This is a genomic window from Clostridium sp. Marseille-Q7071 (genome assembly GCF_965112025.1).
In genome coordinates, this window is sequence record NZ_CBCOPR010000001.1 from 2,140,772 (window position 1) to 2,156,530 (window position 15,759).

Genomic DNA, 15,759 nt, shown 5'->3' on the forward strand with positions numbered 1-15,759 from the left:
ATTGGTTTTTTTAAAACTCCATGTCAATTAGGTTATAAAATCTTTTAAAGAATAAGTAATTATAATCGGAGGTTATTATGAAAGATTTTTTTAAAAAATATAGTAAGTACATAATATTTACCTTTCTTGTTTTATTAGGTTCATTTATGTACAAAATTCTTGTTGATGGCAACAAAGAGGAAAGAGCAATAATACCAAAAGAAATGGAAGGAAGAAAAGTAGTTAATTTTTGGATGATGACTGCAACTGATTCTCAATTAAGAGAAAATCAGATTAATAAATTTAATGCTAGTCAAGATGAAATTTATGTAAGATTTCAATACTTTAAAGATTTAGATTATGTTAACAGATTAAAAGTTTCATTGTATTCTGATGATGGACCAGATATATTTCAATATGGTTATACAGAATTAATTAAAAATGATAAAATTGCTAATCTAAAAGATTTAAACCTAGACTTAAACAAAGTTGGAGAGGATAAATTATTTTATTATGATAAAAATCCTATAGGAATAAAGCTATCTGGTAGCAATGTAAAACTAGCTTGGAATAAAGAAATATTCAAAGAATGTGGATTAGATCCAGAAAGACCTCCAAGAACTTGGGATGAGGTAATCGAGTATTCATTAAAAATAAAAGAGAAGAATCCAGATATAATACCTTTTCAATTTCCATTTGGTAAATATGCATCAATGAAAGCTGTTATAGGTGTGCCAAGTTTAGTTGATGGAAATATTTATACAAGTTTTTGGGACTATAAGCAAGGGAAATTTGATTTTTCAGCTTCTAAAAGAATACTAGAAGTTTATAAAAAAATGTATGATTTAGGAATAATTCCAGAAGATTTTATGGAAAAAGATAAAAAGCAGGTAAGAAATGATTTTTATTTTGAACAATCTGCTATGTATTTATCTACTTTTGAGGATAAAAATAATTTTTATAATGCACAACCACTAAGTTTTCAAATTGGAGTAGAAGATATACCTAAATTCAATGTCAATGATAAACCTGTAAGACATTATATAGATCCTTTTACATATATAGTTGTAAACAAAGAAACTAAGGAAAAAGAAGCAGTTGAAGAGGTTCTACAATGGATAGTAAGTGATAATGTTAATAGCGAAATAATGCAGCTAAATAAAGGACTACCATTATTACTTGATAATAAAGATGTAAATCTAGGAGATAATCCACTAAATAAATATAATAATTCAGATAATTATATAGTTGAAAAGTATGATCCAACTGTGTTTATAACCTATAGTCAAACAGGAACTTTAGACGAGCTTTATGCTGCTATAACAGGAAAAAAACCTATAGATGAAGTAATAAAAAATTTAAATAAATATTATGAGGAATTTTATAAATTTGAAGTTGAGAAAAATAAGTTTAACTTTGATTTATATACAGATAAGTAGGAAGGTGTAATTATGGACATTAAGAAGTTAATAAATAAATATTATAAATTAGGGTTAATTTCACTTGCTTTATCGATAGTTCTAGCCCTTCCTATAATGATGCAATATGGAAAAAAGGACGCTGTCATGTTTGTAGGGTCAGCATTTTTTCTTGTGCTAGAAATACTATTGCTATTTAAAGATAAAAGATTATCTATTCTACTATTTATTTTATCTTTTCCAATCCTAGTAATTGCTCGTAAATTTTGTTATTTTAACTTATTTATATTTAAAATAACCTTTGAAACCATTTATATTTCTATAGCTTTTGTTGTTAGCTTTAAAGAGATAAAAAATACCATCTTACGATTATTACAGAATAAAGGAAGTTTAAATTTTAAATTTATAATATATACAATAATTTTTTTAATACTGGCGGTAAATAGTAGCATATTTTCTCATAATGTATTAAATAGTGCTGCTAATGTTTATATAAGTATTATAATACCTATTGCTTTTATACTTGTGGTACTTGCTAATCTTTCAAAGAGTGATAAGTATTATGTTTATTATGCATTGATAGCAGGACTAGATTTTAGTTGTTTATATGGCATAGCACAAATGAGAGGAGTATCCTTTTCTCAAGTTAAGTATCATAGATTATATTTAACCTTTGGATATCATAATGTTAATATTTTTTCTGCTGTGTTAATACTCATATTACCACTCCTTTTTGAAATGATTTTGTATAAGAAAAATAATATAAAGGAAAAAATATTTTTATTTACATCTTTTGGCTTATTTTCTTTAGCTACTTATATGACTTATTCAAGAGGAGCATGGCTTTGCTATTTAATATCCGTTGGAATTATATTTATAAGTAAAAAATATAAATATGTAGCTTTATTAGAGTTATTAGCAATACCTATAGCTTTTAAGCCTGTAATGTCTAAGATATTAACTAGAGGTTATGCAACAACAAGTTTCTTTATGAGTCAGTCAAATATGGCAAGAATTCAAGCTTACTTTACTTCTTTTGTAATGATGATAGCACATCCCTTTGGTATTGGCGGAGGAAGTTATGGTGATATGTACTTAAAATATGCGGAAAAGGGATATCTTAATATGCCTGATTTGATGAGAGCAAACCTTCAAGTAGCAGATTACTCATTAGAACATGCCCATAACTTATTACTTCAAATAGGGGTGGAATATGGGATAATAGTTATGATTTTATTTATAGTCATAATTGTAAATAGATTATCTGCTGCGCTAAAAGATTATGAGCATAATAGAGGGATTTTTGCTGCTATAATTGTATTTATAATTATATCAGTACTTACTGGAGGAGAATTTGATCATAAAGGAGTTATAACTCCTACATTAATATTATGGTTATTGTTTGGAATGACTATATTAAATTCAAAGAAGGATGAACGAAATACTAACAAGTTAAATACAAAAAAATAATGATATTAATAAAGTTATTTATTGAGGTGCATGGATACTAAGTATCTATGCATTTTTTAATTATAGTAATTCTAAAAAACATACTTAATTTTTAAGTATGTTTTTATTTTTTTACAAAAGAATATATTTTAATTTATCGAAGTTTATTTAAATATATAAAATTATGATAAATATATTAAAAAACACAATTAATACTAGAAATTTTGTTATATAATAATAAGTTTTATTAAATATATAATTAACTTTAAAAATACTGGCAAGAAAATAGCGAAAAATGCGGAATTTTATATTTGTTAAAATATTGACTTTAAAATTATGGTAATATATCATATAGATATAAATGTATAGAAAATTAGAAAAATTAAAAATATTTAATAAAATATTCACTATATTTAAAAAATGTAAGAAATAAATATTTAAGTATAGGTTAAAAAATTTAATAATTGTGTTCATAAATAAACTTAAAATACAAATTATACATATTAATTTATTTCATCTTAGTATTCTTATGTACTTTATCTTATACTGAATTGCCGGAATCTAGCATAGTACTACTATTTCTATAACCTAACTTTTCGTATGGCAGAAAACAACCTAAAAATTTTAACTAACTATTTTAGATGGTTAAGGATTTTGTTGAATAATTTTATTATCAATGGAAAATTCCGTTGATGGAATTTATTTAAATTTTATTTTTATCATAGGGGGATATATTATGAAAAATAAGAGGTTATTATCAACAATTTTATTTACAACAATGGTATCTTCAATGTTTTTTTCTGCTTGTAGCAATAAAAGTGCTGATAAGGAAAAAAAAGATGGGGAATCATTAACAAGTAAAGAAGAAATAAAAATGGATAAGGAACAGTACTTAAACTTTTTATTAGGAGCTGAACCAAAAACATTAGATCCAGCAAAAGTTTATGATATTTATTCTTCGCAAGTGCACGTAAATATAATGGAAGCATTAACTAGATTAGAAATTGATGGAAATGGTAAAGAGGTTATAAATCCTGGTGCAGCTACAGAATGGTCATTATCTGATGATGGTTTAACTTGGACCTTTAAACTAAGAGAAATGAAATGGAGTGATGGAGTAGATGTTACTGCTGATCAATTTGTATATGGTATATTAAGAACATTAGCAGCAGATACAGCATCGCCTTGTGGATACTTGCTATATCCAATAAAGAATGCAGAAGCTTATAATGGAGGTAAGGCAAAAGCAGAGGATGTCGGAGTAAAAGCAATAGATGAACATACTTTAGAAATAAAACTTGAAGATCCATGTGCACATTTTTTTAATTTGACTTATTCAAAAATTATGGAGCCACAAAGAAAAGACATAATCGAAAAGCATGGAGATAGATATGGTTCAGAAGTAGATAGCATGGTATTCTGTGGACCATTTATAATGAAAGAGTGGATACACAATAATAGAATAGAATTAGAAAAGAATCCTACTTATTGGGATTCAGATGTGGTTAAACTTGAAAAAGTAAAAATGAAAGTTATAAAAGAAGAAAATTCTAGAATGAATGAATTATTTAACGGTTCTTTAGATATGGGGGGAGTAAGCAAAAAAGAGTGGATAGATAAGTTTGATGTTACTGGACAATTTGAAGTTAAAAAGAGCTATGATACTTCTGTGTGCTATATATTTTTTAATCAACAGGATAAATATTTTAAAAATGCAAAGATTAGAAAAGCATTTTTATTGGTAGATGATAGAGAAGGAGCTGTAAAAGCTTTATATAGAGATTTAGCAGAACCTTCTTATGCTTGGGTACCGCCAGCAGTTCAAGTTGGAAATGATGAATTTAGAACAAAAACAAATTATAAGCCGGTGGATGAACTTAAGAAGGAAAATCCAGATGCTAAAAAGTTATTAATAGAAGGTCTAAAAGAAGAAGGATTGAACCCTGATCCATCTAAGCATACAATAAAATTACTTCAATCAGGAACAAGTTCTAAGGACAAAGAGTTTGCAGAGTTTAGCCAACAAAATTTTCAGTCAACATTAGGAGTAAAGATAGAGTGTGATTTTGTTGAATGGCCAATATTTCAAAAAAGAACAGGTGAAATGGATTATCAGCTAGCTTCTCAAGCAGTTTTTGCAGACTATAATGATCCTATGACTTATTTTGATATGTGGATGTCAATGGCTACCACTGTTCCAACAGGATGGAAAAATGAGAAATTTGATAATATAGTAAAAAAAGCAGGAAAAAGTATGGATAATGAGGAGAGAATTAAATTATTTAATGAAGCAGAAAAAATCTTTATATATGATGATGCAGTTATAAGTCCAACAGTTTGGAGATTTAAAAATACTTATGTACGTAAGTATGTTAAAAATTATATGTCGCCAACCTTTGGTTCACTAGATTTGAAAAAAATATATACAGATGGAAGAGAAAAATAGTTATTAATAACAAAGCGCAGTTTGTACTGCGCTTATTTTAATTTAAAAATATGCTTACTGCTTACTATAGAGAGGTAATTTTAAAATCACTATACAATTGAGAGTTGATTATTAGCAATAAATAATCCATAAACTTCTACTTTATAGAGGAAGTTTTAAATGAATTTCTTTTTTAATTACACAATAATTTTTTACGATAACTTTATTTTGTAAAAGATAAAATTGTAAAGGTATTTAAAATACTGGATTTTAATAATATAATAAATATTGTTGTATTTAATTATTCATATATTTTTAAATTTAATGAATTATTTATATAATAAATTTTCATATATCTTATAAATACGTTATTTAAGATATATGATGATAAAACTAAGGAGGAGAATATGAAAAAGATACATGGCATACTGTATATTGTATTATCAGCAATAGCTTTTGGAATAATGCCTATACTTGCTAAATTGGCTTATAGCGGAGGAGCAAATGTACAAACAACGTTATTTCTAAGGTTTTCCTTTGCAACTTTAATGTTATTTTATTATATAAAAAGCAAAAATATATCTTTAAAGCTTGAAAAAAAACAATATGCACTTTTAATATTTTTAGGGGTAGCTGGGTATTCTTTAACATCAATGATGTTATTTTTATCTTATAATTATATATCTGTAGGTATGGCTACAATGATAATACATAGTTATCCAGCAATAGTTACTTTTTTATCTTTTGTATTTTATGGAGAGAAATTAAGTTTAAAAAAAATACTCTGTCTTATACTTTGTATTTTAGGAATATTTATAATGGTAGATTTAGGAGTAGCTACCTATGATGTAAAAGGAATTTTACTAGCTTTAATATCGGCTATAGGATATTCTTTTTATGTATTAGGAGCATCTCATAAATATATCAAATCAACAAATAACTATGTTATTACTTTTTACATATCACTAGTATCTGCTATAAGTATATTAGCTATAGGATTACCAACTCAAACTATTAATTTAAATATAAAGTTCTATAGTTTAGTAGCAATACTGTTATTAGCCTTTATATCTACAGTTATAGCACTTATGGCATTTTTACAGGGAGTTAAAATTATCGGACCTTCTAATGCCTCTATATTTGGAACATTAGAACCTATTGTTACTTTAGTATTAGGAATACTGATATTAGGAGAAGGAGTACAATCTAAAACCATATTAGGAAGCATACTGATAATTATATCTATGATTATATTAGCAAAGGAATAATTTAAATAAAATGAATAATAACTCACTATATTTTAATATTTTAAAATATAGTGAGTTATTTTATTTATATATTAAACAAAAATGTTTACAAAGAATAAATATTTAAATATAATAGCATTAAAGGGGGGAGTTATATAATCATAAACTATAATAGAAAAATTTATAATAAAATATCATGTTATTATTTGAGATTTCTCATTGAGTAAAGACAGATTTTAATCATATATTGCTTTACATAATTTGTTGTAACTAAAGTGCTTAATGGGGGTAATAAAATGAAAAAAATTTATGGTGTTTTATACGTAGTAATGGCAGCTACTTTCTTTGGAATTATGCCAATATTAGCTAAAGTGGCTTATAGTGGAGGGGCAAATACCCAAACTACCTTATTTTTAAGGTTTTCTTTTGCAGCTATAATATTATTTCTTTACTTAAGATTTAAAAAGATATCTATAAGGCTTAAAAAAGGTCAACTTATTTTTATATTTGCTCTAGGGACCGTTGGATATGCAATGATGTCAGCACTACTTTTTATGGCATACAATTATATGTCAGTAGGAGTAGCAACAATGACTTTATATATTTATCCTGCCATAGTAACAGTTTTATCTTCAATAATATATAAAGAAAGAATTAATACAAAGAAGATAATATGCTTATCCTTATGTATAATAGGAATATTTATAATGATAGATTTAGGTAGCGCTAGTTTTAGTACAACAGGAGTTATATTATCCTTATTAGCTTCATTATGCTATTCATGGTATGTATTAGGAGCATCTAATAATTATATAAAATCAATAGATAGTTACGTTATGAGTTTTTATGTGTCATTATCATCAGCTTTAGCTACCTTCGCAATAGGGCTGATTACTAACAATTTAAACTTTCATATAAAAGCTTACGGATTAGTTGCCATAGTTATGATTTCATTTATATCTACAGTGATTGCATTGATGGCATTTTTACAGGGAGTTAAAATAATTGGTCCTTCTAGCGCAGCTATATTTGGTACCTTAGAACCTATTGTTAGTTTAATATTAGGTGCATTAATATTAGGTGAAGCACTAGCTTTTAAAACTATGCTAGGAAGCTTTCTTATAATAACATCTATGGTTATATTAGCTAGAGAATGAGAAAGGCTAAATTAAGTGTAAAATTTATTTAAAAACTACTAAGGTATTAAGAATAAAATTTTTACTATAACTCTTTATTTTTATTTACTGTGATTTTGCCACAGTTTTATTACTTTGTCGTGGTAAAGTAATAATATATTAAAAATATTCAGAATATTTTTATTTCATTTATTTAAAGGTTAAATCAATATTATAAAGAATTATATGTAATAATATTATTATTATTTATAAAAAAGGGGGCAAATATATGAACAAGGTTATTATAGATGGAAATAGTTTAACACTTCAACAAATAGTAGACGTAGCTAGAAATAATCATCGAGTAGAGCTTAGCGAAGAAGCAAAAGTAAGAGTTAACAAATCAAGAAGCATAGTTGATAAAATTGTAGAAGATGATAAGGTTATATATGGAATAACTACAGGTTTTGGAAAATTTTCTGATGTTACAATTTCAGGTGAAGATTGCAAAGAATTACAAAGAAACTTAATAATTTCTCATGCTTGTGGTTTTGGAGATAAACTTGAAACAGAATATGTTAGGGCAATTATGCTTTTAAGGGCTAATGCACTTTCAAAAGGATACTCAGGGATTAGACTATCTACATTACAAACATTAATAGATATGCTAAATAAAAAGGTACATCCTTCTATTCCAGAAAAGGGCTCCTTAGGAGCGTCAGGAGATTTAGCACCGCTTTCTCATATGGTACTTCCTATGCTTGGTGAAGGAGAAGCTGAGTATGATGGAGAAATACTATCAGGTAAGGAAGCTATGAAAAAAGCCGATATTGGAGTTATTGAGCTTACAGCAAAAGAAGGATTAGCACTTATAAATGGAACTCAGGTTATGAACTCTATAGCTTCTATTGGAATTTATGATTCAATAAATCTAATGAAACTAAGTGATGTAGCAGCAGCTATGACATTAGAAGCACTAAGAGGAATTAAAGATGCCTACGATAAAAGAACTCACTTAATAAGAAATCATCAAGGACAAATTATTACTGCAGAAAACATATTAAATTTAGTTGAAGACAGCACATTAGTAACAAATCAAGGAGAAATAAGAGTACAAGATGCTTATACTTTAAGATGTGTACCTCAAGTACATGGGGCAAGTAAAGATGCCATCAGATATATACAGAGTGTAATAGAAACAGAAATTAATTCTGTTACAGATAATCCAATTGTTACAGAAGAAGGAGATGTAATATCAGGAGGAAATTTCCATGGGCAGCCTCTTGCTTTAAGTTGTGACTTTTTAGGAATTGCTGTAGCTGAAATGGCTAATATATCAGAAAGAAGACTTGAGAGATTAATAAACTATCAACTAAATGATTTACCACCATTTTTAGTCAAGCATGGTGGATTAAATTCAGGATTTATGATTACACAGTATGCGGCAGCAGCACTAGTTTCAGAAAATAAAATATTAGCTCATCCAGCCAGTGTAGATTCTATACCTTCTTCAGCGAATCAAGAAGATCATGTAAGTATGGGAACTATAGCTGCAAGAAAAGCAAGAGATATAATAAAAAATACTCAAAGAGTTTTAGCAACAGAACTTTTAGCTGCTTGTCAAGCAATAGACTTTAGGGAAGGATTTACCTTAGGTAAAGGAACTAAAGAATGTTATAAGGCAGTTAGGGAAGTTACAGATTTTATTGATAAAGATGTTGTTATGTATAAAGAATTAGACAGAGTTTTAGAGATTATTGTTGATAATACAATATTAGACAAGGTTGAAAAAGTAGTAAAAATAAATTATTAAAATGTTATTTATTACATAGGGAGGGTGATTTTTATGGCAAGAATTATTGAGTGTATTCCTAATTTTAGTGAGGGAAGAGACAAGGAAAAAATAGAAAAGATTATTGATACTGTAAGAGGAGTAGAAGGGGTAAAATTACTAGACTACTCTAGTGATGCAGATCACAATAGAACTGTTGTTACACTAGTAGGTGAACCAACAGCGGTAGAAAATGCTATTATTAACATGGCAGAAAAAGTTTATGGGCTTATAGATATGAGTGTTCATCATGGCGGACATCCTAGAATGGGGGCTCTAGATGTAGTACCATTTGTACCTATTAGTGATGTATCAATGGATGAATGTGTAGAGATAGCTAATAGAGTAGGTAAAGTTATAGGAGAAAGATTCTCAATACCTGTTTATTTATATGAAAAAGCAGCATCTGCTCCACATAGAGAGAATTTAGCTACTGTTAGAAAGGGGCAATATGAAGGATTCTTTGAAAAGATTAAAGAAGAAAATTGGAAACCAGATTATGGTCCAAGTGAAGTAAATGTTAAAGGTGGATGTGTTGCAATATCTGCTAGACAGCCTTTAGTAGCTTTCAATGTAAATTTAGGTACAGATAATTTAGAAATTGCAGATAAAATTGCTAAAACTATAAGACATCTAGGTGGAGGACTAAGATTCGTTAAAGCTATGGGCGTTATGCTTGAAGAAAGAAATATAGCACAGGTTTCTATGAATTTAGTTAACTATGAAAAGACAGCAGTTTATAGAGCATTTGAAATGGTTAAGATGGAAGCAAAACGCTATGGAGTACCTGTAATAGGTAGTGAGGTTATTGGACTTTTACCTATGGCTGCATTAATTAATAGTGCAGAATACTATTTGCAAATAGAAAACTTCTCTATGGATCAAATATTAGAAAAAAGAGTAAGCGAATAAAGTTAAAGAGGGAGGTACTTCATGTCAATCATAATAAAAAATATTGACTGTTTAGTAACTTGTGAAGGTAGCCATAAAAAAACTAAAGAAGAAATGAACGATGCTAAAATTATAAATAATGGTTATGTTGTTATTAGCAATGATATAATAACTGAGGTTGGAACTGGGGACGGATATAATAAATATTTATCGGAAAATTATACCATTATTGATGGAAAAGGTAAAACTGTAACTCCAGGACTTGTAGATCCTCATACTCATTTAGTGTATTCAGGATCAAGAGAAAGAGAACTTCCACTTAAATTAAACAAGGTAGGATATATTGAGATATTAAACAGTGGTGGTGGCATATTAAGCACTGTTGATAGTACTAGGAAAGCTCCTTTTGAACAGTTAGTGGAAGAGAGTAAAGCTAGATTAGATATAATGCTAAATCATGGTACTACTACTGTTGAAAGTAAATCAGGATATGGATTAGATTTAGAAACAGAAGCTAAGATTTTAAATGTAAATAAAGAGCTTAATAAAATTCATCCTGCGGATATAGTATCAACTTTTATGGGTGCTCATGCTATTCCTAAAGAATATACGGGAAAAAGAGCTGAATTTATAAAAGTAATTAAAGATATGATTCCATATATTAAGGAGAATAATTTAGCAGAATTCATAGATTGTTTTTGTGAGGAGGGCGTATTTACTACAGAAGAGTGTAGAGAAATACTCTCCTTGGGAAGAGAGTATGGATTGATTCCTAAAATTCATGCAGATGAAGTGGAATCTGTAGGGGGAGCTGAACTTGCAGGAGAAATAAAGGCAATCTCTGCAGAACATCTAATTGCTGCAAGTGATAAAGGGATAGAAGCACTAGCTGATAATGAAGTGGTAGCAGTATTACTTCCATCAACTGCCTTTTATTTAATGCTTGGAAGATTTGCAAGGGCAAGAGAAATGATAGACAAAGGTGTTTGTGTAGCATTGGCTACAGATTGTAATCCTGGTACTTCACCAACAGAATCTATGCAAACTGTAATGACTTTTGCTTCTTTTGGAATGAGAATGTTTCCAGAGGAAATTATAAATGCTATGACTATAAATGCAGCAGCTTCTATGAATAGAGAAAAGGAAATAGGAAGTATTGAAGTAGGAAAAAAAGCTGATATAGTTATTTTTAATGCTAAAAATTTAAATTATTTAATATATCATTTTGGAATAAACTCTGTATATAAGGTTATTAAAAATGGTAATATTGTAGTGGGAAACTAATATAGGAGCGTGATATATATGTTAGAAAAGAAAACAGTTAGAGAATTTATAGAAGAATTAGCGTCATCATCACCAGCACCAGGAGGTGGAAGTGTATCTGCAATTTCAGCTTCATTAGCATCAGCATTAACTTCTATGGTATGCAATTTAACTGTAGGTAAAAAGTCTTATAATGAACTTGAAGAGGATAAGAAAGCATCTATAGATGAAACTTTAAAGGCTTGTGAAGAATTGAAATTTAAATTCTTAGATTTAATGAATGAAGATACAGAGGTATTTTTAGAACTTATGAAAACTTTCAAGATGCCTAAGGATACTGAAGAAGAAAAGAAAGTTAGAAGTGAAAAAATACAATTAGGTTATAAGAAATCATTAGAAGTACCACTATCAACTGCTAAAGCGGCTTTTGAATTATATAAACATATATTGATAGCTGCACAATATGGAAATAAGAATGCAGTTTCTGATGCAGGAGTTGCTGCTCTTATGACTCAAAGTGCTATTGAAGCTGCCATACTAAATGTAAAAATCAATATGTCATCAATAAAAGATGAAGAATACAAAAATGGTATAGAAAAAGATATTGAAAACATAAGTAGTGAAGGTACTAAACTAAGAGAAGAAATATTAAAAATAGTTAATAGTAAAATATAGTGGAATATGCCAAAACACATTAAGTGTTTTGGCATATTTATTTCTCTTAAGAAATTAGTTTAATAAATTAATTCTTTATCTTTAATTTTTAATTTTTAATTTTTAAATAAGATTTTTAGTATCTTTGTGTATTTGGTTATACTAGTTAGATTATTGCGATAATTTATTTCTTTATATAATATAAAATATATAACCTAACTTTGACTAAATATATAGTATATAAAAATATTATAAAGGAAATGCTATAATTTTGTCCATTAAAGTAAAAATATGGTTTAAATAAAAATTTTTATATGATATACTAAAATAAACAATTAAAATTAATTTCTAAAGGGGGTTAAGTGTGGTGGAGGTTTTTAGGGGAAAAATAAAAGAGTTATATATTTTATTATTAAATCCTATAGATGCAATGTTTAAGTTGATTGCAATTGAGGCTTTTAAAAAAGAATTTAAAATACAAGATAATAAAACTATAGGTGAATATTATTATGATTCATTAAAAACCAATAAGGAAAAAGGAATAGTATATACTCCTTATCCTATAGCCAAGTATATTGTAGAGAATACAGTTACTAGTAGGGATATAATTAATAATCCATTTATAAAGATTATTGATCCTGCTTGTGGTGTAGGAAATCTATTAATTCCTTGTTTTTTACACCTTATAAATCTTTATAAAGAAAATCTCAAAGAAATAAACATAAAAAATAAACTAAAGCTTAAGGAAGAAGATATAAATAATCATATTATAAAAAATAATATTTATGGCTTTGACATTGATACCATAGCTATTCAAATCCTTCAAATTGATTTATTTTATCATAGTAACTCTAATATTAGTTATAACTTGATTAATGAAGATTTTCTTTTGTGGAAAGAGGATAATAAGTTTGATATTTTTATAGGAAATCCCCCTTATGTTGGACCAAAATTTATAGATAAAGATTATTCAATAGTATTAAAAGAAAAATTTAAGGAGATTTACAAAGATAAAGGTGATTTGTCCTATTGTTTTTTTAAAAAAGCATTGGACACTTTAAACAATAAAGGACAAATTTCATTTATAACTTCTAGATATTTTTTAGAGTCTTCTAGTGGTAAAGAGCTTAGAAAAACGTTAAATGAAAATACTCATATTAGAAGAATTATTGATTTTTATGGAATAAGGCCTTTTAAGGGAGTTGGAATTGATCCAGTTATAATATTTATGGAAAAGCATAAAGGAAGTTTTGGAGAGGTTGAAGTGATAAAACCACTATCTGACAAAGGTAAAAAAACTGATAAGTTTTATAGTTCTTTATTCCTAAATGAAGGAGAAGAGTATAATAGATTCTATATTAAACAATCTACCCTTCAAGGAGAAAGATGGATACTTAGAAGCCTTGAGGTTAAAAATATTATAAAGAAAATTGAGAATAAGTGTAATATGAAATTAATAGATATTTGCGCAAGTCATCAAGGAATTATTACAGGATGTGATAAAGCTTTTGTTGTAAAAAATGAAATAATAGAGGATGAAAACTTAGAAAAGGAACTTTTAAAACCATGGATAAAAAGTAGTTTTATAAAACAAAATCAAGTTAATAGACAAAATTCTTTTATAATCTACTCAGATTTAATTGAAGATGAAAGTAAATATCCTAATTGTATAGAACATATATCACCTTATAAAGAAAAACTCAGTAGTAGAAGAGAATGCTTAAGAGGTGTAAGAAAATGGTATCAACTTCAATGGGGAAGAAATAAAGAAATATTCGATGACTATAAAATAATATTTCCCTTTAAAGCTTCTAGTAATAAATTTTCTCTAGATTTTGGTAGCTATTTTAGTGCAGATGTATATGCATTAAAGTTAAAAGAAAAAAGTGAGTTTACTTATGAATTTTTATTATTTATATTAAATAGTAAAATTTACGAGTTTTATTTTAAAACTTTTGCTAAAAAATTAGGAGAAGACTTATATGAATATTATCCTAATAATCTTATGAAGTTATTAATTCCTCCAATAAATGAAATATCTACTTATTGTGAAGAAGAATTATATAAGTATTTTTTACTTACAACAGAAGAAATAGAATTAATTAATCAATCAATATAGTAAAGTCCTATGTGCTTTAAGTAGTGCATAGGATTTTTACAATGCACGATTCATAATGCACAATTCACAATTGTGGATATTTCTCAGCGATTGCTGAAAAATTTTAAATTAATTCTTTTTTGAAGTTACATAGTAACTTCTTTCGCACAAGAGCTAGCAATTGTATTGCTAGTAAAAAAATCTATTCAAAGAAATTATTTTTTAAAAAATAATTTCTACCTTAATTGTGAATTGTGCATTAATTAAGCTTTAAGGTAGTTTATCAGTATAGGAAATGTTTTTATTGAGCAGTAAAATCACAATATATTTGGATAGATAAATGGTTTTGCATCACTAATTTAAAATAAATATGGAATATTTGTTAATTCTTGCAGGAAAATAATGTAATTAATAGAATATTTATGTTATAATGTTTTAGAAATAATATGATAATTAAAATCATATACTGATAGTTTAACTTAAAACAATATTTTAAAGAGTATTAATTGAAATAATCAACAATTCATTACTCGAAAATTAATTATTGGTTTCAATATCTATTTAAACATAATTTAATTTAAATATATGGAGGGATGTAGATGATATTAAAGTTTGACAATATAGAGGATAAGTTAATTGTAGAGCTTATGGGAGAGTTAGATCATCATAATGCTTCAGAGGTGAGAAATAAAATTGATGATATGCTAGATAGAGATAATATCAATAAGCTTATAATGAATTTTTCTGGAGTATCTTTTATGGATAGTTCCGGTATAGGTGCTGTAATAGGAAGATATAAAAAGCTTTCTATGAAAGGTGGAAAGCTTTGTATTACCAATTTAAAACCATCAGTAAAAAGAGTTTTTGAATTATCAGGGTTATTTAAAATTATTGATATTTATGATGATGTGGAGCAAGGGATAAAAAGCGTTTAGTGGAGGTATTAATATGTATCATAACAAAATGAAAATTGAAATTTTGAGTAAATCTGAAAACGAAAGTTTTGCAAGAATAGTTGTATCGGCCTTTGCAGCACAGTTAGACCCAACTATCGAAGAAATAACAGATATAAAAACAGCTATCTCGGAAGCAGTTACTAATGCAATTATACATGGATATGAAGATGACGGAGATAAAATAGTTACACTGGAAGCTGCTATAGATGATAATGAACTTACAGTTATGGTTAGTGACGAAGGTAAAGGTATTGAGAATTTAGAAATGGCAAGAGAGCCACTGTATACTTCAAGACCAGATTTAGAAAGGTCAGGTATGGGATTCACGGTAATGGAAACTTTTATGGATAGTTTAGAGGTTATATCAGAGAAGGGTAAGGGTACTAAGATAATTATGAAAAAGACCTTTAATTCCTTAAGATAGGTGAATAAT

Annotated in this window: 12 protein-coding genes; all 12 read left to right on the top strand. The window is 27.4% G+C overall.

What is annotated here, in order from left to right:
- The first annotated feature begins 77 nt into the window (after nucleotides 1–77).
- A complete protein-coding gene (locus ACWPW7_RS09985) occupies nucleotides 78–1,418 on the top strand; it encodes an ABC transporter substrate-binding protein (protein ID WP_454053392.1) in 1,341 nt (446 codons plus the stop codon).
- A 12-nt stretch (nucleotides 1,419–1,430) separates the two neighbouring features.
- Complete coding sequence (locus ACWPW7_RS09990; RefSeq protein WP_454053393.1) at nucleotides 1,431–2,867, top strand: O-antigen ligase family protein; 1,437 nt, start codon at nucleotides 1,431–1,433, stop codon at nucleotides 2,865–2,867.
- Between the two features lie 715 nt (nucleotides 2,868–3,582).
- Nucleotides 3,583–5,292 (top strand): peptide ABC transporter substrate-binding protein, encoded by a 1,710-nt coding sequence (locus tag ACWPW7_RS09995; protein WP_454053394.1) that lies wholly within the window; start codon nucleotides 3,583–3,585, stop codon nucleotides 5,290–5,292.
- Nucleotides 5,293–5,678: 386 nt separating this feature from the next.
- Nucleotides 5,679–6,539, top strand: a complete 861-nt coding sequence (locus ACWPW7_RS10000) for a DMT family transporter (protein WP_454053395.1) — start codon at nucleotides 5,679–5,681, stop codon at nucleotides 6,537–6,539.
- Nucleotides 6,540–6,814: 275 nt separating this feature from the next.
- Nucleotides 6,815–7,675 (top strand): DMT family transporter, encoded by an 861-nt coding sequence (locus ACWPW7_RS10005; RefSeq protein ID WP_454053396.1) that lies wholly within the window; start codon nucleotides 6,815–6,817, stop codon nucleotides 7,673–7,675.
- A gap of 247 nt (nucleotides 7,676–7,922) precedes the next feature.
- A complete protein-coding gene (gene hutH / locus ACWPW7_RS10010) occupies nucleotides 7,923–9,446 on the top strand; it encodes a histidine ammonia-lyase (protein ID WP_454053397.1) in 1,524 nt (507 codons plus the stop codon).
- Between the two features lie 33 nt (nucleotides 9,447–9,479).
- Complete coding sequence (ftcD, locus tag ACWPW7_RS10015) at nucleotides 9,480–10,376, top strand: glutamate formimidoyltransferase (RefSeq protein WP_454053398.1); 897 nt, start codon at nucleotides 9,480–9,482, stop codon at nucleotides 10,374–10,376.
- Nucleotides 10,377–10,397: 21 nt separating this feature from the next.
- The gene (hutI, locus tag ACWPW7_RS10020; protein ID WP_454053399.1) at nucleotides 10,398–11,639 is read left to right on the top strand and encodes an imidazolonepropionase; all 1,242 of its coding nucleotides are present in this window, start codon (nucleotides 10,398–10,400) and stop codon (nucleotides 11,637–11,639) included.
- A gap of 18 nt (nucleotides 11,640–11,657) precedes the next feature.
- Entirely contained in the window at nucleotides 11,658–12,293 is a 636-nt protein-coding gene (locus ACWPW7_RS10025; protein WP_291568786.1) for a cyclodeaminase/cyclohydrolase family protein, read from the top strand.
- Nucleotides 12,294–12,639: 346 nt separating this feature from the next.
- Nucleotides 12,640–14,391: an Eco57I restriction-modification methylase domain-containing protein gene (locus tag ACWPW7_RS10030; protein ID WP_454053400.1), complete on the top strand. Its 1,752-nt coding sequence runs from the start codon at nucleotides 12,640–12,642 to the stop codon at nucleotides 14,389–14,391.
- Nucleotides 14,392–14,969: 578 nt separating this feature from the next.
- On the top strand, nucleotides 14,970–15,305 hold the full coding sequence (gene spoIIAA, locus ACWPW7_RS10035) for an anti-sigma F factor antagonist (protein WP_039631231.1): 336 nt from the start codon (nucleotides 14,970–14,972) through the stop codon (nucleotides 15,303–15,305).
- A 13-nt stretch (nucleotides 15,306–15,318) separates the two neighbouring features.
- Nucleotides 15,319–15,750, top strand: coding sequence for an anti-sigma F factor (gene spoIIAB / locus ACWPW7_RS10040; protein WP_454053401.1), 432 nt, complete (start codon nucleotides 15,319–15,321; stop codon nucleotides 15,748–15,750).
- The last annotated feature ends 9 nt before the right edge of the window (nucleotides 15,751–15,759 follow it).